At 62.3% G+C, this 20,131-nt stretch carries 18 protein-coding genes and 1 tRNA gene; 8 read left to right on the plus strand and 11 right to left on the minus strand.

Annotation, left to right across the window (positions count from 1 at the left end; translation table 11 throughout):
- The first annotated feature begins 161 nt into the window (after positions 1-161).
- Complete coding sequence (locus NKI67_RS20780; RefSeq protein WP_023674460.1) at positions 162-1,355, plus strand: aq_1923 C-terminal domain; 1,194 nt, start codon at positions 162-164, stop codon at positions 1,353-1,355.
- 75 nt (positions 1,356-1,430) lie between these two features.
- Here the strand turns inward: NKI67_RS20780 and aspS are convergent, their stop codons facing one another.
- The 4 genes from aspS to NKI67_RS20800 form a co-directional block, all read right to left on the minus strand.
- Positions 1,431-3,221 (minus strand): aspartate--tRNA ligase, encoded by a 1,791-nt coding sequence (gene aspS / locus NKI67_RS20785; protein WP_352646600.1) that lies wholly within the window; start codon positions 3,219-3,221, stop codon positions 1,431-1,433.
- A gap of 213 nt (positions 3,222-3,434) precedes the next feature.
- Entirely contained in the window at positions 3,435-4,262 is an 828-nt protein-coding gene (locus tag NKI67_RS20790; RefSeq protein WP_352646602.1) for a carbohydrate ABC transporter permease, read from the minus strand.
- Positions 4,263-4,272: 10 nt separating this feature from the next.
- Complete coding sequence (locus NKI67_RS20795; RefSeq protein ID WP_156937283.1) at positions 4,273-5,145, minus strand: carbohydrate ABC transporter permease; 873 nt, start codon at positions 5,143-5,145, stop codon at positions 4,273-4,275.
- Between the two features lie 68 nt (positions 5,146-5,213).
- On the minus strand, positions 5,214-6,482 hold the full coding sequence (locus tag NKI67_RS20800; RefSeq protein ID WP_023674456.1) for an ABC transporter substrate-binding protein: 1,269 nt from the start codon (positions 6,480-6,482) through the stop codon (positions 5,214-5,216).
- A gap of 391 nt (positions 6,483-6,873) precedes the next feature.
- Between NKI67_RS20800 and NKI67_RS20805 the strand changes: the two genes are divergently transcribed.
- Positions 6,874-8,121, plus strand: a complete 1,248-nt coding sequence (locus NKI67_RS20805; protein ID WP_023674455.1) for an MFS transporter — start codon at positions 6,874-6,876, stop codon at positions 8,119-8,121.
- A 73-nt stretch (positions 8,122-8,194) separates the two neighbouring features.
- The gene (rnd, locus tag NKI67_RS20810; RefSeq protein WP_023674454.1) at positions 8,195-9,346 is read left to right on the plus strand and encodes a ribonuclease D; all 1,152 of its coding nucleotides are present in this window, start codon (positions 8,195-8,197) and stop codon (positions 9,344-9,346) included.
- A 12-nt stretch (positions 9,347-9,358) separates the two neighbouring features.
- Here the strand turns inward: rnd and NKI67_RS20815 are convergent, their stop codons facing one another.
- Genes NKI67_RS20815 through guaB form a run of 3 tightly spaced genes read right to left on the minus strand, consistent with a single transcriptional unit; the run spans position 9,359 to position 11,880 of the window.
- Positions 9,359-9,778 carry an MAPEG family protein gene (locus tag NKI67_RS20815; protein WP_023674453.1) on the minus strand — a complete coding sequence of 140 codons (420 nt, stop codon included), beginning with the start codon at positions 9,776-9,778 and terminating at the stop codon, positions 9,359-9,361.
- A 28-nt stretch (positions 9,779-9,806) separates the two neighbouring features.
- Entirely contained in the window at positions 9,807-10,346 is a 540-nt protein-coding gene (locus tag NKI67_RS20820) for a hypothetical protein (protein WP_031211165.1), read from the minus strand.
- Between the two features lie 31 nt (positions 10,347-10,377).
- Entirely contained in the window at positions 10,378-11,880 is a 1,503-nt protein-coding gene (gene guaB / locus NKI67_RS20825; protein ID WP_352458563.1) for an IMP dehydrogenase, read from the minus strand.
- Between the two features lie 293 nt (positions 11,881-12,173).
- Between guaB and NKI67_RS20830 the strand changes: the two genes are divergently transcribed.
- Positions 12,174-13,595, plus strand: coding sequence for an MFS transporter (locus tag NKI67_RS20830; protein ID WP_352646585.1), 1,422 nt, complete (start codon positions 12,174-12,176; stop codon positions 13,593-13,595).
- A gap of 181 nt (positions 13,596-13,776) precedes the next feature.
- Here the strand turns inward: NKI67_RS20830 and NKI67_RS20835 are convergent, their stop codons facing one another.
- Both NKI67_RS20835 and NKI67_RS20840 read right to left on the minus strand, forming a co-directional pair.
- The gene (locus NKI67_RS20835) at positions 13,777-14,472 is read right to left on the minus strand and encodes an RlmE family RNA methyltransferase (RefSeq protein WP_023674449.1); all 696 of its coding nucleotides are present in this window, start codon (positions 14,470-14,472) and stop codon (positions 13,777-13,779) included.
- Positions 14,469-15,890 carry a Ppx/GppA phosphatase family protein gene (locus NKI67_RS20840; RefSeq protein WP_023674448.1) on the minus strand — a complete coding sequence of 474 codons (1,422 nt, stop codon included), beginning with the start codon at positions 15,888-15,890 and terminating at the stop codon, positions 14,469-14,471. Before NKI67_RS20840 ends, NKI67_RS20835 begins: the two co-directional genes overlap by 4 nt.
- A 496-nt stretch (positions 15,891-16,386) precedes the next feature.
- Between NKI67_RS20840 and NKI67_RS20845 the strand changes: the two genes are divergently transcribed.
- The 3 genes from NKI67_RS20845 to NKI67_RS20855 all read left to right on the plus strand — a co-directional run bounded on the left by NKI67_RS20845 (position 16,387) and on the right by NKI67_RS20855 (position 17,844).
- Positions 16,387-17,319 (plus strand): lysylphosphatidylglycerol synthase domain-containing protein, encoded by a 933-nt coding sequence (locus NKI67_RS20845; RefSeq protein ID WP_352590477.1) that lies wholly within the window; start codon positions 16,387-16,389, stop codon positions 17,317-17,319.
- Positions 17,320-17,438: 119 nt separating this feature from the next.
- Positions 17,439-17,512: transfer RNA gene (locus NKI67_RS20850), tRNA-Gln, on the plus strand.
- A gap of 116 nt (positions 17,513-17,628) precedes the next feature.
- Positions 17,629-17,844, plus strand: coding sequence for a hypothetical protein (locus tag NKI67_RS20855; RefSeq protein WP_352571489.1), 216 nt, complete (start codon positions 17,629-17,631; stop codon positions 17,842-17,844).
- A 211-nt stretch (positions 17,845-18,055) separates the two neighbouring features.
- On the opposite strand, the gene NKI67_RS20860 is transcribed toward NKI67_RS20855, so the two are convergent.
- Positions 18,056-18,355, minus strand: coding sequence for a hypothetical protein (locus NKI67_RS20860; RefSeq protein WP_352571491.1), 300 nt, complete (start codon positions 18,353-18,355; stop codon positions 18,056-18,058).
- A 252-nt stretch (positions 18,356-18,607) separates the two neighbouring features.
- Between NKI67_RS20860 and NKI67_RS20865 the strand changes: the two genes are divergently transcribed.
- Entirely contained in the window at positions 18,608-19,030 is a 423-nt protein-coding gene (locus tag NKI67_RS20865) for a CBS domain-containing protein (RefSeq protein WP_023674444.1), read from the plus strand.
- A gap of 155 nt (positions 19,031-19,185) precedes the next feature.
- Here the strand turns inward: NKI67_RS20865 and NKI67_RS20870 are convergent, their stop codons facing one another.
- The gene (locus NKI67_RS20870; RefSeq protein WP_023674443.1) at positions 19,186-19,611 is read right to left on the minus strand and encodes a hypothetical protein; all 426 of its coding nucleotides are present in this window, start codon (positions 19,609-19,611) and stop codon (positions 19,186-19,188) included.
- Between the last annotated feature and the right edge of the window lie 520 nt (positions 19,612-20,131).

Below are 20,131 nucleotides of genomic sequence, written 5' to 3' on the forward strand. Positions count from 1 at the left end.
ACATCCTGCTTCTATCGCAAGGCTGATGGATCGGGTTTGCCTTTGGCCGCGATTTTCGACCATTGTGCCGAGTCCCGCCTTTTTCCGGTCCAGTTCGTCACCGAATGGTGACGACGCGACGATTTGAAAAGAATTTCAGGACACTCTCAGGGGAGCTCTCGATGACGATCAGACACTCGACACTTATTAAAAGACTGGCTTTTTCGACCTTTTTGCTGACGTTGCCGCTGAATGCGGCATTCGCGCAGGATACCGCGGTTGCCGACCGGCTAAAGGCTGCCCTCGCCGCCCAGGGCGTCGACCTCTCCTGGACCGGAGTGACCGGCGACACCTCCAGCATGGTTCTGCAAGGCGTAGCCGTCAAACCGGCGGCCGAAAAGGAGGCGCTCAAGATCGGCGACGTCAAGCTCGAAGGCGTGACCGAAGCCAATGGCGGGTATCAAATCGCGACCGTATCGACTTCGCCGTTCGAACACAGCGAAGATGGCGTCACGCTCAATCTCAGCCCCTTCGTCATCCACGACATGACGGTTCCGGCCGACGGCGCAAGCGGCCCGCTGGGCTCGCTGATGATGTACAAATCGGCCGAGCTCGAAAACATGACCGTCAAGGTCGCCGACAAGACTGCCTTCTCGATGGACGGGCTTGCCATCGCGATCACGCCGCCGGCCGACGGCAAGGCAATGGAGTTCTCCGGCACTACGGAAAAATTCGCTGCCGACCTGACCCTGGTCGAAGATCCGAAGTCCAAGGAAGTCATCAACGCGCTCGGCTACCAGAACATAACAGGCAATCTTGAGATGGAAGGCACCTGGCAGCCTACCGACGGCAGGATGGACTTGTCGAAATACGAAATATCGGTCGACAATGCCGGCACGCTCGGCATGACCTTCGAACTCGGCGGCTACACGCTGGACGTCATCAAATCACTGCAGGAGATGCAGAAGAAGATGGCGGCGCAGGCCGAAGGCGCCGACAATTCGGCGCAAGGCATGGCCATGCTCGGGCTGCTGCAGCAGCTTTCGTTCAACAGCGCCTCGATCCGCTTCGATGACGATTCCCTGACCAAAAAGGTGCTCGATTATGCCGGCAAGCAGCAAGGCATGTCCGGCAAGGACATCGCCAACCAGGCCAAGGCGATCGTGCCCTTCGGCATGGCGCAGCTCAACAATCCGGAACTGACCGCGCAGGTTTCGGCCGCGGTCAACAAATTCCTCGACGACCCGCAAAGCATCGAGGTCTCGGCCGAGCCGCCGGCAGCGGTGCCGTTCGCGCTGATCATGGCGGGCGCCATGTCCAACCCGCTCGACCTGCCGAAAACGCTCGGCGTGACGGTTACGGCGAACGAAAACTGACCGAGCTTTCAAGCAAAAGCCCGGCAGCGATGCCGGGCTTTTTTATGAATCCACAGGACCGGTTCGGAGCGTTTCCTAAACCTCTTTCTTCGTCGCAACGACGCGCAGCGACAATTCGCGAAGCTGCTGCGGGCTGGCTTCCGACGGCGCGCTCATCAATAGGTCGTAGGCCTGCTGGTTCATCGGGAACATGGTCACTTCGCGCAGGTTCCTGGCGCCGACCAGAAGCATGACGACACGGTCGATGCCGGCCGCCATGCCGCCATGCGGCGGCGCGCCATACTGGAAAGCACGGTAAAGGCCGCCGAATCGTTCCTCGACGGTTGCGCGGTCCAGTCCGACCGTCTCGAACGCCTTGACCATGGTTTCGGGCAGATGGTTGCGGATGCCGCCTGAGGCGATCTCGAAACCATTGCAGACCATGTCGTACTGGAACGCCTTGATGCCGAGCAGATCCTCGCCGTTAAGCGCATCGATGCCGCCTTGCGGCATCGAGAACGGATTGTGCGCGAAGTCGATCTTCTTCTCCTCCTCGTTCCATTCGAAGAACGGGAAGTCGACGATCCAGCACAATTCGAAGCGATCACGGTCGACAAGGTTGAGCTCCTCGCCGGCGCGGGTGCGCGCCGCTCCCGCGAAGGAGACGAACTTCTTCGGATCGCCGGCGACGAAGAAGGCGGCATCGCCATCGGCAAGGCCGAGTTGTTGTCGGATCGCGTCGGTGCGCTCCTCGCCGATGTTCTTGGCCAGCGGCCCGGCGCCTTCAAGCTTCTCGCCCTCCTTGCGCCAGAAGATGTAGCCGAGGCCGGGCTGGCCCTCGCCTTGCGCCCATGAGTTCATGCGGTCGCAGAAGGCGCGAGACCCGCCGGTCTTGGCCGGAATGGCCCAGACCTCGGCCTTCGGATCGTTGGCAAGGATGTTGGCAAATACCTTGAAGCCAGAGTCGCGAAAATGATCCGAGACGGCCTGCATCTCGATCGGGTTGCGCAGGTCCGGCTTGTCGGTGCCGTATTTGCGCATGGCGACATCATAGGCGATGCGCGGAAACTTCTCCGTCACCGGCTTGCCGGCGGCAAAGGTCTCGAACACCCCCCGCATCACCGGCTCCATGGTGGTGAACACATCCTCCTGCTCGACGAAGCTCATCTCCACGTCGAGCTGGTAGAATTCACCCGGCAGACGGTCGGCGCGCGGGTCCTCGTCGCGGAAGCAGGGCGCAATCTGGAAGTAGCGGTCGAAGCCGGACACCATGATCAGCTGCTTATATATCTGCGGTGCCTGCGGCAGCGCGTAGAAAGTGCCGGGGTGGATGCGCGACGGCACCAGGAAGTCGCGCGCCCCTTCCGGCGACGAGGCGGTCAGGATCGGCGTCGAGAATTCGGTGAAGCCCACGTCGCCCATCAGCTTGCGCATCTCGGCGATGATTTTCGTCCGCGCGACGATGTTCTTGTGCAGCGTGTCGCGGCGCAGGTCGAGAAAGCGGTATTTGAGGCGGATGTCCTCTGGGTAATCCGGCTCGCCGAAGACCGGCAGCGGCAATTCCTTGGCCGCCGACAGCACCTCGATCTCGTGCGCGAAGATTTCGATCTCGCCGGTCGGCAAATTGGGATTCACGGTGTCGGCGAGGCGCGCCTTGACCTCGCCGTCGACGCGGACGACCCATTCGCCGCGCAGGGTCTCGGCAATCTTGAAGGCCGGCGAATCCGGATCGGCAACGATCTGGGTCAGGCCGTAATGGTCGCGCAAATCGATGAACAGCAGGCCGCCATGGTCGCGCACGCGATGCACCCAGCCCGACAGGCGTACGGTCGAGCCGACGTCGAGCTTCCTCAACTGGGCACAGGTATGGCTGCGGTAACGATGCATTGTCATTCTTAAAGTCCGGATGTTGGGTTGCGGCCGAGGCATGATGGCCCAGCCTGAAAATTTGCGCGAAAAGCACATGGGAGGGTGCATTTGTCAAGGCAAGCCGCGGCTGGGTCGAGTTCGCGTTCTTCCCGCCCTATCCCACCGGCATCAATTTATGCTCGAGGCGTCAATCTGAGTTCGCTGCTCGGTGCCGCCAGTTCAACTATGCACTCACCCCTTCACCCCGCCCGCCGTGAGGCCGGAGATGATCTTGCGCTGGAAGATCAGGACAAGGATGACGAGCGGCACGGTGACGATCACCGATGCGGCCATGATGTTGCCCCACGGGATCTCGAATTGAGAGCTGCCGGAGAGCAGGGCGATGGCGACCGGCACGGTTCGCTGCTCGTTGCTGGAGGTAAACGTCAGGGCAAACAGGAACTCGTTCCAAGCACCGATGAAGGCGAGTAGCCCGGTGGTCGCCAGCGCCGGCCACATCAGCGGCAGGAAGACGCGGCTGATGATGATCCAGGGCGTGGCGCCATCGAGGATCGCCGCTTCCTCCACCTCGATCGGCAGGTCACGAACGAAGGCGGTGAGCACCCAGACGGTGAACGGCAAGGTGAAGATCATGTAGGACAAGATCAGCGCGAACGGCGAATTGTAGAGGCCGAAGGTGCGGATCAGCTCGAAAAGACCGGCAAGCACCGCCAATTGCGGGAACATCGAAACGGACAGGATAGTGAGGAGCAGAGCCGAGCGGCCGCGGAAGCGGATGCGCGCCAGCGCATAGGCGGCGGTGACGCCGAGGAACAGCGAAATGACAACAACCGCGCTCGAGATGAACAGCGAGTTCACGAGATTGCGCAGGAAGGTCCCCTCGGTGAAAACGGTCTTGTAATTGCTGAAGGTAATCGTCTTCGGCCAATAATCGATCTGGAAGAGCGCCGTCCCGGATTTCAGGCTGGTGATGATGGCGTAGTAAAATGGGAATACCGCGACGACGACGATAACGGCGACGAGGAGGTAGAAAGCCGTGCGCTTGACGATGGTCAGCAGCCCCACATGATCAATAGTCCTTGTCCAGTCTTATCCGGCCGAGCCACAGAACGAGCATGGTCAGCAGAGCGAGGATGAGGAAGAGCAGCGTCGAGGCGGCGGAACCGGAAGCGAACTTGTCGAACTCAAACAGGCTCTCGCGGGCAAACACCGACATCGACTTGGTGTGTATGTTGTTTGGCGTTAGCACGTAGATCAGATCGAAGATGCGCAGGGCATCGAGACCGCGAAAGATCATGGCCACCATCAACGCCGGTCGGATGAGCGGCAAGGTGATCTTCCAGAAAATTCTCCACGCGCCGACGCCGTCGAGCTTGGCGACCTCGTAGATTTCTTGTGGAAGCATCTGGAGGCCGGCGAGAATGAGAAGCGCCATGAAGGGGGTCGCCTTCCAGATGTCGACAACAAGGACGGCGACCATCGCCGTGTCGGCGCTGGCCGTCCAGGCGATCTTGGTGCTGACCAGGCCGAGCTTGAGCAGGACGTCGTTGATGATGCCGAACTGGTCGTTGAGCATCCACTGCCACATTTTCGCCGAGACGATCGTCGGGATCGCCCAAGGGATGAGGATCGCGGCGCGCACGATGCCGCGGCCGCGAAACTTGGCGTTGAGCACCAGCGCGACGATCATGCCGAGCACCGTCTCGCAGGTCACCGAAATCACCGCGAAGCGCACCGTGTTCCAGACGGCGCGCCACCAGACCGGATCGGCGAGCAGCCCGTCATAGACGACGCGGCCGCTCGGCATTTGCACGACGGAGAAATAGTTGGCGAAGCCAACCCAGCGGCGGGCTTCGAGGTCGGCGAGCGAGGCATCGGTGAAGCCGAAATAGATCGTGCGCATCAATGGCCAAGCGGCAACGGCGGCGAGCACGATGAGCATCGGAGCAAGCAGCAGCCATGCCGAGCGCACACGCTGACGCGCCAGCAGCGAGCCTGAGCGCGGCGAGGTCACCAGGCGGTGCCCTTGAGCCTGGTCAAGGAGAACTCCAGATCGGCAAGGTTGTCGGCGGCTGTGCCCTCGCCGGACATGGTGTTGTGGACGGCGGTCCAGAACTCGCTCGATGCCTCATTGTACCTGGTCTTGGCCTGGGCCGAGGGACGCGGCACCGCGTTGAGGACGACTTCCTTCCAGCGCGGAATCACCGGCTGGGCGCTGGCGATGTCGGCATCGTCATAGAGTGCCTGGATGGTCGGCAGATATGCCCCCTTCAAGGCGCGGTACTTCTGCATCTGAGGCGAGGCGATCCATTTGACCAGCTCGATCGCTGCATCCGGGTTCTTCGAATATTTGGAAACCGCGAGATTCCAGCCGCCAAGCGTTGCTGCCGGGCGCGCGCCCTCACCCGACCCCGGCGGCAGCGTGGTCACCTTGAACTTGCCTTTGATGGGGGAGCTTTCGCTGTTGCCAAGCGCGTAGGCGTAGGGCCAGTTGCGCATGAAGACGGCGTTGCCGGTCTGCCAGACTCCGCGCGACTCTTCTTCCTGGTAGGCCAGAACGCCGGGCGGCGAGATGGTTCCCACCCAGCTCCTCGCCATTTCCAGCGCCGCGGCTGCTTGCGGATTGTTGATGGAGATCGTGCCGTCCGGCTCGATAATCTGGCCGCCGCCGTTCGACTTCACCCATTCGAGTGCATCGCAGGTCAGCCCCTCATAGGCGTTGCCCTGGAAAACGAAACCCCACATGTCCTTGTTGCCGGCCGCGCGCTCCTTGTCCATGACAAGCTTGGCGGTATCGGCAAGTTCAGCCCAGCTGGCCGGGACCCTGGCGCCGTATTTGTCGAGGAGATCCTTGCGGTAGTAGAGCGCCGGGGCGTCGGTGAATATCGGCAAGGCGACGAGCTTGCCGTCCACGGTCTGCGATTTGATGATCGATGGGAAATGGGCGCCAACGACATCCTTGGTCGCTTCGGTCAGGTCGATGAACTGCCTTGCAAGCTGGGGGGCCCAGATGATGTCCGTTTGATAGACGTCGACGTCGCTGCTGCCGGCGGCAAGCCAGAGCCGGTATTGGCCAAACTGGTCCGTCGCCGAGGGAGGCAGCGGAACGACGCCAACCTTGTTGCCGGTCTTCTTCTCGTATTGATCGAGGATCTCGCGAAGGATTCTCTGGCCGTTGCCGGTATCTCCGGACACCATGGCGAGGTCGACAGCCCGCGCCGGCCCGGCAGCCAGAACTGCGGCCACGGCAAATGCCGCAAATGCGGAATGAAATTTCATGATGGCGGACCTCCCTTTGGAGCTTCAGGCCGGGCAGCAGAAACGACGTCGATGCCTGACACCGTCTCCGCACACCGGCAGCTCACAAGACGCGTATTCGCCCACCAGCACTGAACTACAAAGATACGCCTTGGTTCCCAACACGGAGGGTCCGGCGCCACGCGGTAGCGCAAGTTCCCCCTCGGTAATGCACCTAAAGCGTGTCGCGTTCGATCGGCCTCATGCGACGCGCTTTAGGTTCTTGTTTTTATGCATGTCGTTATCGCAAAACCGCTGCACACTTTTGCGCGACATGCATTAAGGCCCCCGGCTGGCCCCAACGCCACCGGGAATTGCCGCTGGCATTGGCGAAGGCGATGGTTCAAGAAGGATCAACGACAGGCTTTCCTTCATGTCCTCCATCCGCCCGCTGATCCCCCTCCTGATCGCCGCCGGCATCCTGCTCGGCGGCAACGGCCTGCAGAGCACGTTGATTGCGCTGCGTGGTGCGCAGGAAGGTTTTCCCGCTTCCTCGATCGGCCTGATGGGCACGTTCTATTTCGCCGGCTTCCTGCTCGGCTGCCTTGCCGTGACCCGCATCATGAAGTCCGTCGGCCATGTGCGCGCCTTTTCGGCACTCGCGGCGATCGCCTCGGCGGGAACGCTGCTTCTGGTGCTGGTCATCGATCCGGTGATGTGGTGCGCCGTGCGCTTTGCCGGCGGGTTCTGCTTTGCCGGCCTGTTCACCATCATGGAAGCCTGGCTGAATTCCGGCGTCACCAACACCGACCGGGCGCGGGTGCTTGCCATCTACCGGATGGTCGACATCGGCTCGGTGACGGGCGCCCAGTTCCTGATCCCGATCTTTGGCGCCGGCGGCTTTGCCATCTTCGCCATCATGTCGATGATGATCACCGTTTCGCTGGTGCCGGTTTCGCTCGGCGACCGCTCCAATCCGACGCCGCCGGAAGACGTCAAGCTCGATTTGGCGCGCGTCTGGCGGATCTCGCCGCTCGGCTGCTTCGGCTGTATCGCCGTCGGCGTCACAAACAGCGCCTTCCGCACCCTGTCGCCGGTCTATGCCGAGCAGATCGGCATGTCGGTCGCCGACGTCGTCACCTTCGTCAGCGTCGGCATTTTCGGCGGCGCCATCATCCAATACCCGCTTGGCTATCTCTCCGACCGCTGGGACCGGCGCTCGGTGCTGCTGATGACGACGTGCTGTGCGATGGTGGCGGCACTGGCGCTGGCATTCGTGGCAGGCGGCAGCCCGTTTCTCAACTTCCTGCTCGTCTTCATCTTCGGCTGCTTCGCCATGCCGCTCTATTCGTTGTCAGCGGCGCATTCCAACGACCGCGCCGACAAGGGCGAGTTCGTGCTGATCAACGCTGCCTTGATGCTGTTTTATTCCTTCGGCGCCATTGGCGGGCCGTTCGCAGCCTCGACGGTGATGCAATTTTTCGGGCCGAGCGCGCTGTTCGTGTTCAGCGCCACCGTCTATGCAATCTTCGTGGCCGTCATCCTTTACCGGATGCAGGCGCGCTCCGCCGTGCCGGCCACCCATCGCAGCCGTTTTACGGCGCTGTTGCGCACTTCGACGGTTTTTGCCCGGTTGGCGAAGCGGAATGCCGATCCCGATGAACCCGCAAAGCCTGGATAGAGGTGCTTGCGCTTGACGAAAGCGCGCGCGGCTGAAATTGAAAGAGACCCTATCCCTTGCCAAAAGCGATTTGATGCACGTCATCACCACCCAGAAAGAACTCGAGACCGCTATTGCCGCTTTCGAAAAGGCGGAATTCGTCACCGTCGATACCGAATTCATTCGCGAAACGACCTTCTGGCCGATCCTGTGCCTGATCCAGATGGCAGCGCCCGGGGTGACCGCGCTGATCGATCCGCTGTCGCCCGACATCGACCTGAAACCGTTCTTCAGGCTGATGGCCAACGAGGCGATCGTCAAAGTCTTCCATGCGGCGCGGCAGGACATCGAAATCATCGTGCATCTCGGCGATCTGGTGCCGCATCCGGTGTTCGACACCCAGGTCGCGGCAATGGTCTGCGGCTTCGGCGACAGCGTCTCCTACGACCAGCTGGTGCAGCGCATCACCGGAGCGCGGCTCGACAAGTCCTCGCGCTTCACCGACTGGCGCCACCGTCCGCTGTCCGAAAAGCAGCTCGACTACGCGCTCGCCGACGTCACCCACCTGATCGAGGTCTACAAGCATCTCAGCGCCGAGTTGGTGCGGGAAAACCGCGCCCACTGGCTGAACGAGGAGATGGACGTGCTGACCTCGCGCGAGACCTACGATCCGCATCCCGAGGATGCCTGGAAGCGGCTCAAGATGCGGCTGCGCAAGCCGCAGGAACTGGCGATCGTGCAGGCGGTGGCCGCCTGGCGCGAACGCGAAGCGCGCGAGCGCGACGTGCCGCGCGGCCGGGTGCTCAAGGACGATGCGATCTACGAAGTGGCGCAGCAGGCGCCGCGCGACGCTGCGGCGCTGAGCAAGCTGCGTACCACGCCGAAGGGCTGGGAGCGCTCGTCGACGGCGACGGCACTGCTTGGCGCGGTAAACGCTGCCCTTGCCCTGCCCAGGGAAGAGATGCCGAAGCTGCCGAAGAGCTTCCAGCCGCCGGAGGGGTCAAGCGCCGCGGCGGAGTTGCTGAAGGTGCTGCTGCGGATCGTTGCCGAAAAGGAGGGCGTCGCATCCAAGGTACTCGCCTCCAGTGACGACATCGACCGCATCGCTGCCGAGGGCGAGGAAGCCGACGTGCCGGCATTGCAAGGCTGGCGGCGCGCCGTCTTCGGCGAGGCCGCGCTCAAGCTGGTGCGCGGTGAACTCGCCATCAGGTTCGACAAGCGCAAGATCGCTGTGTTCGATTTGTAGCCTTGAGCTTGCTCAGACCAAGCCGAGCAGATGCAGCGCTAGCCATATCCAGCCAAGTGCAAGAACTACCGCGCCCAGGTAGAATGCCCTGCTGCGCAGGATTAGCCGATTGCTGGTCAAGTGGACCGACGCGTGAAGATAGCGGGAGACGACAAATATCCACATCAGAGCCAAGGTCAGATAATTGACGCCATTGGTCACGTGCAGCGTCAAGCATAAGACGTAGAAAAGCACCTGCAGTTCGAACTGGTTGCTCAGATTGTCGGCGACGGTGATACTGGACCCAGGCTCCGTCGAGCGCGTCTTGAACTGGCCGGTCTTGGCTTCGCCCGACCTGACCGCACCATAGCGGCGCCGGCCCATTACGATATAGACGATATAGACCAGCAGCACCTGCGCCAGCATCGGCCAGAAGATCGCGGTCTGGTTCAAGACGCCCCCTGTCGTTGTCACCCAGCCTTCAAGGCCGTTTCTGAGCCATCAGAGTGAAAGCCGCAATGACCGTCACTGGTATCGCCAGTAGGGCGAACTTGGTGACGATCAGCGCCGAGGCGAAGGATAGTGAATCCGGATTGGCCGACAGAAAATCGGACAAAAGACGAGCCACGGCGATATTCTGGGCATAGTCGGTAAGCAGGTAGGGCAGCACCAGCACAACCGCGAATATCGACTGGGTTTGCGCAGGCAGTGCACGGAAATTCTTCAGCCGCCGGCCCGTGGCCAGGATCAGGCTGACCATCGTCAGCGATAGCAGCGCCGGAAAAAGCAGGTCGAAGGTCAGGTAATGCCAGACGAGAATAATTTCGCTGCCGCGCCGGCCGAGGGCTGTTAGCCAGGCCATGCCCTCATCCGGGGTGAAACCGGTATAGCGCATGTCGAGCGACGGCAGACCGCCGCTCAATTGGCGAAAATAGAGGAACTCCATCGCCGTCATGATGATGAAAACCGCCACGGTGGCGGTACAGAGTGCGGCCGCGTGGCGCGACAGCCGCAGGATCATTGCCGCCAGATTGCGCCAAGACGCATGACGGTCAGGCTCCGCCAGGATAATTCGGGCTTTCGCGGGTAATCGTGACGTCATGGGCGTGGCTTTCACGAAGTCCGGCATTGGATATCCGCACAAAAGTGGCGCGCTCGCGGAAATCGGCAAGGTCGCGGCCACCGACATAACCCATAGCGGCTTTCAGGCCGCCTGCAAGCTGGTGCAGCACGCCAGACACAGGTCCTTTGTACGGCACCTGCCCTTCGATGCCTTCCGGGACCAGTTTCAGCGTGTCGCGCACCTCGGCCTGGAAATAACGATCGGCGGAGCCGCGCGCCATCGCGCCGACCGAGCCCATGCCGCGATAGGCTTTGAAGGAGCGGCCCTGGTGCAGATAGACCTCGCCCGGGCTCTCGTCCGTGCCGGCCAGCAGCGAGCCGATCATCGCAGCACTTGCGCCGGCGGCCAGTGCCTTGGCGAGATCGCCCGAATATTTGATGCCGCCGTCGGCAATGACCGAAACGCCGGATTTCTGCGCCGTCTCGACCGCCGACATGATCGCCGAGAGCTGCGGCACGCCGACGCCGGCGACGATGCGGGTGGTGCAGATGGAGCCTGGCCCGATGCCGACCTTGACCGCGTCGGCGCCGGCATCGATCAGCGCCAAGGTGCCTTCCGCGGTGGCGACGTTGCCGGCCAGGATGCGAACCGAGTTGGACAGCTTCTTGGCCCGCGTCACCGCATCCAGAACGCGCTGCGAATGACCGTGCGCGGTGTCGATCACCAGAAGGTCGACGCCGGCGTCGATGAGGCGCTCGGCCCGTTCGAAACCGTCATCGCCGACGCTGGTGGCGGCGGCGGCGCGCAAGCGCCCCTGCGCATCCTTGGTGGCGTGCGGGTTGAGCTGCGACTTCTCGATGTCCTTGACCGTGATCAGCCCGACGCAATTGCCGTCCCGATCGACCACAACCAGCTTCTCGATGCGGTGCTGATGGAGCAGCCGCTTGGCCTCGTCCTGATCGACGTTCTCCTTGACCGTGATCAGGTTCTCGCGGGTCATCAGCTCATAGACCTTTTGCGCCGGATCGGACGCGAAGCGGACGTCGCGGTTGGTCAGGATGCCGACGAGCCGGCCGACCGTGTGGCCGCCGGTGCCGCCGTTCTCGACCACCGGAATGCCCGAAATGCTGTAGGTGCGCATCAGACCCAGCGCATCGGCAAGCGTCGCCTCGGGACCGATGGTGACCGGATTGACCACCATGCCGGACTCGAACTTCTTCACCTGCCGCACCTGCTCGGCCTGTTCGGCCGGCGAGAAATTGCGGTGGATGACGCCAATGCCGCCGGCCTGGGCCATGGCGATGGCGAGCCGCGCCTCTGTGACCGTGTCCATGGCGGCCGACAGGATCGGCACGTTGAGGTCGATGTCGCCAGCGATGCGGGTGCGGATGTCGGTCTCGCCGGGCATGACCTCGGAATGACCCGGCTGCAGCAGCACGTCGTCAAAGGTCAGCGCCAATGCGCCGGTGGACGTCTCGATGATTTTTGCCATGGCCAGCCCTCGGAATGCAGGAAAGGCGCTCGCCCTGATGGACAGCGCCGACTCGTCTTCTTCCCTTTCAGGATTGGCGCTGGCTCGTAACACGTCCGATCGCCGTTGAAAAGCCGATGGTTGTGTAGTGGCGAAGCTGCATTTTGCCCTAGGGGCTGCGAGACTTGCGGTCGCACAAACGTGACAGCAAATTAATGCGACATCCGGGCCAAGCCGTGATAACCGCCCTACCTGTCGGTTTGGCCCCCAAGGCCGGCAAGAATCGCGACGCGCATTTCAAGACCGGATCCATCGTGAACCGCACCATTCCGCTTATCCTGGCGGTCGCTCTTTTCATGGAAAACATGGATTCGACCGTCATCGCGACATCGTTGCCGGCGATCGCCATCGACATCCACACCAGCCCGATCGCGCTCAAGCTGGCGCTGACCGCCTATCTGGTATCGCTGGCGATCTTCATTCCGATCAGCGGCTGGATGGCCGACCGCTTCGGCGCCAAGAATGTCTTCCGCGCCGCGATCGCCGTGTTCATCGTCGGTTCGGTCGCGTGCGCCATTTCCAATTCGTTGCCGGCTTTCGTGGTGTCACGCTTCCTGCAAGGCATTGGCGGCGCCATGATGACGCCGGTCGGGCGTCTGGTGCTGGTACGCGCGACGCCGAAAAGCGAGCTCGTTGCCGCCATGTCGTGGCTGACTGTCCCGGCTCTGGTCGGCCCCCTGGTCGGCCCGCCGGTCGGCGGCTTCATCACGACCTATTTTTCCTGGCACTGGATTTTTCTGATCAATGTGCCGATCGGGCTGATCGGCATCTGGCTGGCCACGCGTTTCCTGCCGAAGACCGACGCCGCGCAGACGCCGCCGCTCGATCTCATCGGTTTCGTGCTGAGCGGGCTGGCGGCATCGGGCATTGTGTTCGGCCTGTCGGTGGTCAGCCTGCCGGCTCTGCCGCCAGTTGCCGGCTTTATCACCGTTGCCGTCGGGCTGGCATCGGCGGTGCTTTACCTGCTGCACGCGCGCCGCGCCAAGAATCCGCTGCTGGCGCTCGAGCTGTTTCGCAATCGGGTGTTCCGCTCGTCGGTGCTCGGCGGCGGACTGTTCCGCATCGGCATTGGTGCCGTACCTTTCCTGTTGCCGCTGATGTTCCAGATCGGTTTCGGGCTGACGCCGTTCCAGTCCGGCATGATCACCTTCGTCTCGGCGATCGGCGCCATAGGCATGAAATTCGTCACTGCCCTGATCTTCAGGGTCGCCGGCTTCCGCCGGGTGCTGATTTCAGGCTCGCTCATCGCTGCCGCGTCCATCGCCATCAACGGCCTGTTCACACCCGACACGCCCTATGGGCTGATCCTCGCCATGCTGCTCGCCGGGGGCTTCATCCGGTCGATGTTCTTCACCGGCATCAATGCGCTTGCCTACGCCGAGATTTCGGCCGCCGACACCAGCAAGGCCACGCCGATCACGGCGGTGTTCCAGCAGTTGGCGATCGCACTCGGCGTGGCGCTGGCCGGCGGCATCCTGGAAGTGTCGACCAATATCCATGGCGGCCCGCTGACGCTGAGCGACTTCCACACCGCCTTCTTCATCGTAGCGGCGGTGTCGGAGGCAGCCTCGCTGTCGTTCATGCGGCTGGCGCCGGACGCCGGCAATGCCGTGTCGGGACATGGCAGGTTGACGCCGCCGAAGACGCTGGAGCCGGTGAGCCCGCCGGGGAGTTGAGGAACCCTTCCCTTCTCCCCTTGTGGGAGAAGGTGGATCGGCGCGCAGCGCCGAGACGGTTGAGGGGTGTTTGAAGAAATGAGGCGATGATAACTGCAAGCGTGTTGCCAAGCTGGAACACCCCTCATCCGACCTCGCTTCGCGAGGCCACCTTCTCCCACAAGGGGAGAAGGAAAGGGCGCTACCCCTTAAAATCCTTCGCCAACAAATAAAGCTCCACCGACTCATCGCGCGAGGCCGGCGGCTTGACGTGGTGGACCGAGCGGAAATTCCGCTTCAGCCTGGCCAGCAATTCGTTTTCGGCGCCGCCCTGAAACGTCTTGGCGAGGAAATGTCCGCCCGGCTTCAGCACGGACAGCGCGAAATCGGCCGCCACCTCGCAAAGATGCATGGTGCGGATGTGATCGGTCCGCTTGTGGCCGGTGGTGGGTGCGGCCATGTCTGAAAGCACGATGTCCGGCTGGCCGCCCAGCGTCTCGGCCAGCTTTTCGGGTGCCTGCGGATCGAGGAAATCCATCAGCAGCACCGGCGCGCCCGGCACGGCGTCCATCTCGAGATAGTCGATGCCGACGACGTTAGGGTGTTCCGCGGTCGACTTGGTACGCGCGGCGGCGACCTGGCACCAGCCGCCGGGTGCCGCACCAAGGTCTATCACCTTCATGCCAGGCTTGAGCAAATGGTGCTTGTCGTCGATCTCGATCAGCTTGTAGGCGGCGCGCGAGCGATAGCCGTCGGCCTTCGAGCGCTGGACATAGGGATCGTTGATGTGGCGCTGCAACCAGCGGCGCGACGATTCCTTCAAGCCGCTTTTCTTCTTGATCTTCGTCTTCAGCACGCGAATGCCGGCGGAGCTCGGTCTTTCCGGTTTCTTGGTCATTGCCGGCCTCGCCGCCAGACGCCGTCATCGGCCATCAATTCGCTCAGTATGCCCTCGCGCAGGCCACGGTCGGCGACACGCAGCCGCTCCGACGGCCAGACGGCACGGATCGCCTCCAATATGGCGCAGCCGGCCAGAACCAGGTCGGCGCGGTCGGCGCCGATGCAGGGATTGGCGACGCGCTGCTGGAAATCCCAGCCGACCAGCTTTTCGACCATGCGGTCGACGCTGTCGCGATCCATCCACAGCCCGTCGACGCGGCGGCGGTCGTAGCGTTCGAGATCGAGGTGGACGCCGGCCAGCGTCGTCACTGTGCCCGAGGTGCCGAGCAAATGGAATTTCGGGCTGGACAGGAGGTGGCTCAGCCGGTCGCGCTCGTCGAAGGCGCGCAGCCGCATTGCGACATCCTCGACCATGGCGCCAAAGATCTCGCGCGTGACCGTGCGGCCGCCAAAACGCTCGGCCAGCGAGACGACGCCGACCGGCAGCGACGTCCACGAGACGATATGGTTGGCAAGCCTTGGCGAGCGCTGACCGGTGAGGTCGATCAGCGCGATTTCGGACGAGCCGCCGCCGATGTCGAACAGCACGACGCCTTGCGTGTCGCGCTCGACCAGCGAGCCGCAGCCCGACACCGCCAGCCGCGCCTCGGTCTGGCGGTCGATGATCTCGAGCTTCAGGCCGGCCTCGCGCTCGACGCGCTCGAGGAACTCGACGCCGTTGGCGGCGGTTCGGCAGGCCTCGGTGGCGATCAGCCTGGCCTTCCTGACCTTGCGGTTGCGCAATTTGTCACCGCAGATCTTCAGCGCCTCGACCGCGCGGTCCATTGCGGCGTCGCCAAGCCGACCATTGGCGGTAAGGCCCTCGCCCAGCCTGACAATGCGCGAGAACGCATCGATGACGCGGAACTGGCCATGGCGCGTCGGCACCGCGACCAGCAGGCGGCAATTGTTGGTGCCGAGATCGAGCGCGGCAAACACCGGCAATTCCTGCAGCGGCGGCGGTGTGCGGGCACCTTGCCCCGGCCTTGGCGAGGTTGGAGGCAATTGCGCGATCGAAGCCGATTGCGCGATCGAGGACTGCGGCGCGATCGAAGCCGCTGGCTGGGACGGGCGAGCGGCCGAGGCCCCGCCGGCGACGGGCACCGAAGTGCCTGTTATCCCCGGACGAGCCTCGTCGCGTGCGAAAACCTTGCGCCCGCGCCGCCGCTTGCGCCGCTTCTTGGGTTTGCCGTTCTGATGCGGGCCGTTCTGGCCCTTGTGGTCGTGGGACGTGTCGCCAGCCTGTCCGTTACCCGACCGGGGCTGCATCTGACGGCCGTAGCGTCCGGTGGATGGGCTTGCCTGGCCGGACGGCGTCGGCGAACCCCTGGACACGCCCACTTCCGGCGCGCCAGCGCCGGCTTCGTGGTCTTCCACTGTCGTTCCTTCCGGCGCCGCGCGAACCGGAGACCGGACGCAGCAGGCGCTTTTACATGTTCAAGTTGCCGCCAGACTATCAGCGCCGGGCCGGATCACCAAGAGTGCTCACGGCGAATTTTGCCGGCGGCGTGAAGGCGGCGACGTCGGTGACCCCCTTCTCCCCTTGTGGGAGAAGGTGGCCGAGCGAAGCTCGGTCGGATGAGGGGTGCTGGACGGATCGCGGCATTGAAGATGTAACCCCTTCAAATCATTTTATTTTTTCGAGCTGAGTTCCTTCCGGCACCCCTCATCCGGCTCGGCGCTGCGCGCCGATCCACCTTCTCCCACAAGGGGAGAAGGGAAGGCGCGAGCGCCACAACGCGCCTTCCCGGTTGAATAGCCGGCTTCAATGAGGCATTTCTGAAATGGAGGGGTAAACCATTCGGGAGCGCGGGCGGTTTTCCTGCTGCGAACCGGAAATCGGGTACGGGCTGCAACGCATGATCGTCAGGCCATGAACTGGAGGCGTTATTTCTGGCCCGTGATCGGCATCGCCGCTGTGGTGTTCTCGCTGTGGCTGCTGCTGCACGAATTGCGCGGCATCTCGCTCGACGATGTCTGGGCCGGCATAATCGCCATCCCGGCGCGCGGCTGGGTGCTGGCGGCGCTGAGTTCGGTCATCGCCTATGCCTCGCTCGCCGGTTACGACCACATCGCGCTGCTGCACATCGGCAAGAAAGTCTCGTGGCTGTTCGTCACCTTCTGCTCGTTCACCACCTACGCGCTGTCGCACAATATCGGCGGCTCGGTGTTTTCCGGTGCGGTGATCCGCTACCGCGCCTACGGCACCAAGGGCCTGACCGGGCAGGACGTCGGCATTCTGGTGGCGATCTGCTGGATCACCTTCGTGCTGTCGACGCTGTTCGTCTCAAGCATCGTCCTGCTGCTCGAGCCCGAGGTGATCGACCGGTTTTCCGGCACGCCGCATCACCGGCTGGCGCAGGCGGGAGGGCTCGCCATGCTGCTCGTGGTGGCGGCCTATGTCTTCGGCAGCTGGCTGCATCTCAGGCCGCTGAGGATCGGCAGCTTTCAGCTGCACTACCCGGCGCTGCCGATCGTGGCGCGGCAATTGCTGGTCGGCCCGATCGAGCTCCTGGCGGCAGCGGCGATCATCTTCTTTGCCCTGCCCGCCGCCGGCAATCCCGGCTATTTCGTCGTGCTCGGCGTCTTCCTGGTGTCGTTCTCGATCGCGCAGATTTCACATGCGCCGGGCGGGCTGGGCGTCTTCGAGGTGGTGTTCCTCGCGGGCTTGTCACATATGGACCAGGTCGGCGTGCTGGCGGCGCTGCTGGTGTTCCGGCTGTTCTACCTGATCATCCCGCTGCTGATCGCACTCGGCGTGGTGCTGTTCTTCGAGCACTCGCAATACAGCCGCAGCGAGAGTTGAAGCGCGGGAAGCCGACGATTGAACCCAGACACAGGGTTGACTATTTTCCGGCGGCGGCTACAAGGCACGCGCGGCGACGTCGCCGCCCTGCCCGTGTGGTTTTCAACAGCCGCGCCTGCTGGGGAATAGGTTAACGGTAGACCCACGGACTCTGACTCCGTTAGTCCTGGTTCGAATCCAGGTTCCCCAGCCAGCTTCTTTTTTTCAATAGAAACAATTACTTAGATCATTCCCGAAAATGGCATGTGTTACAACCATGCGGATGATCCGCATGGTATTCTATCCGCATCATTCGGACCGGGAGGTGGCATGAATCTTCGATGGTCAATAAACCTGCTTGAGGACGGCGCTGTCGTCACTCAGGAAGGCGAATATCTCGGAACTTGGGGAATCGATGAGTCGGACGCGATATATGAATTCACGCCAGACGGTGCAGCTGAGCCGTTGCTGTGCAGTGGATTTGTGAAGTTCCTATGCGATAGCATTGAACAATGGCACAGCCTGCAACAGAGCGGCGGCGCGTGAGCCACTCGCGATCGAAGCTGTCAAGTGCCTGCGTCCGCGCACGACGTTGATCCTTATACTTGCTGGACGGCTGAGCACACTACATCTAGGAATTACGGTGACAGTGCACTTTTTACCATGTCGCCCCGTGTCTAGATTGACCGCATGGTGCACCTTGCCCGCGTTCCCGCCCTGCCGCATCCCCGGACCGTACGGGCGAGCCAAAGTGTTTTCACGTCCGAAGACTATGTGTTCCGCAAGAACTGCTCATCGAGTATTGCCGCGTCGCCGATGTCGCGGTTTTTCGATGCACCCGGGGGCCGAGAGTATCGCCGGGCAAATCGGCAAAGCCGAGAAACCCGGAAACGAGCCAGGCGGCGAAAAGAAAATAGTGCACCGGAATTACGGTGACGGTGCACTTTTTACCATGTTCGCCCCGCCGCATCGTGTAACCTTGCCCGCGTTCCCGGTCTGCCGCAGCACCGTACAGGCGAGCCAAAGTGTTTTCACGTCCGAAGACTATGCGTTCCACAAGGACCGCTCATCGAATATTGCCGCGTCGCCGATGTTGCGGTTATCGATGCTGGGGGATGCGGCAGACCGGGAACGCGGGCAAGGTGCACCATGCGGCGGGAGCGACATTGTAAAAAGTGCACTGTCACCGTAATTCCGCATGACAACCACCGCAAAATGCGGGTCTGGATGATGACCTCTGGCAGCCAAACCCCGTCCGCGTTAGAATGGGACAGGGGGACATTCACCAACCCAGCAAGGGAGGTCCGCCATGAAGGTCAAAGACGCAATGCATAAGGGTGTCGACTGGGTCAGCCCCGAAACCGCTGTCACCGAACTGGCGAAAATGATGCGAGCCCAGGATATCGGGTCGATTCCCATTGGAGAGAACGACCGACTGATCGGAATGGTGACCGACCGCGATATTGTCTGCAACGGACTGGCAGAAGATGGTTTCGACGGCCGCATCGCAACGGCGCGCGATGTTATGACGGCCGGCATTCACTGCTGCCGCGAAGACGACGATCTGGCCAAGGCCGTACGGCACATGGAAGAACTGAAAATCCGCAGGTTGCCGGTGATCAACAAGAATATGCGGATGGTCGGCATCCTTAGTGTCGGCGACGTCAGTCAGTCGGCACCGAGGGAACTGGTGTCCGAATACGTCAAGAGCGTTTCCGCCCACCACCACTGAAGGGCGGCTCGCCCGTGCGCTAAGGCCTCAGTCTGCCGCCGCGCTGGCCACAGCGCGCCGGCAGAAATGTCCGGTCATCGAGGCCGTGGCGCACCGGAAAAGCCCGCCGGCCGAAGCCGGCTGGAGCGTCTGCAGTCGCCAGAGTGTGGGTAACTTTATGCAGCCTTCAGGTTAATCACCCGCATCACTGCGACCGCTGTTCCGTTGTTCGTAGCAGCCTCCTTCGTGCTACCCTTGCCGCAGCTCCATACGTCACCCTCCTTGGCCGTGAACTGCATGTCTCCGGCCGTGACCTGCAGCTCGCCTTCAGTGACCGTGCAGACCATATCGTCGGCCATGACATCCCCGAGCGGGCTAGTTGCCTTTGGCTGGTAGACGACGTCTTCCATGGCAATTTTCTTGTACCCCTTGATATGGGAGTCTCGTGTTCCCAGTTCGACGAGCCGAACGCCGGGAAAAATCTCTTTGCCATCAGTCGGACCGTAGGTCTTGGCCGCTACCGGAATGGGCTTTGCGACCAATAGCGGGGCCGCCAACGAGGTGGCACCAAGGGCGAGAGCATTACGTCGATTCATCTTCATAACATCCTCCCTGAGTTAGTTCGCCCGACCGGGCGAACCTGATATTTTACGCTCCCGTTCAGCCAAATAGTCAAAACACAATTGGGCAAGCCAACGCCTGGCCTGCGCGCGTTCTGGCGTGCCGCTGTCCTACACCGCCGAAGGTGCTTCGCGCGTCTTGGCGGCTCGCTGCGGCTGGCTGCGCATGGCCTGCCTGCCACACCTCTTGACTGTCCGAGCGGGTTAGATACTTTTTGCTGCGTGCCTTGAGAAAAGCGGTGCCGGGCACCTTGGCCAGCCGCGTGATAACCGACGAATGGGTGAGCCCTCACGTCGAAGAGAAAGAAGAAACAGCACCAGCTCTTGCTGGCCGCGCTGCCTAAAGCGAAACCGAAAATGACCTAGATTGTTGATGCGACGCCGGAAATTGGCCGCTAAGGATGAATTACGGTGACAGTGCACTTTTACCATGTCGCCTCCGCCGCATTGTGCACCTTGCCCGCGTTCCCGGTCTGCGGCATCCCCCAGCACCGTACCGGCG

This window comes from Mesorhizobium sp. M0408 (assembly GCF_040321495.1).
Lineage (GTDB): Bacteria > Pseudomonadota > Alphaproteobacteria > Rhizobiales > Rhizobiaceae > Mesorhizobium.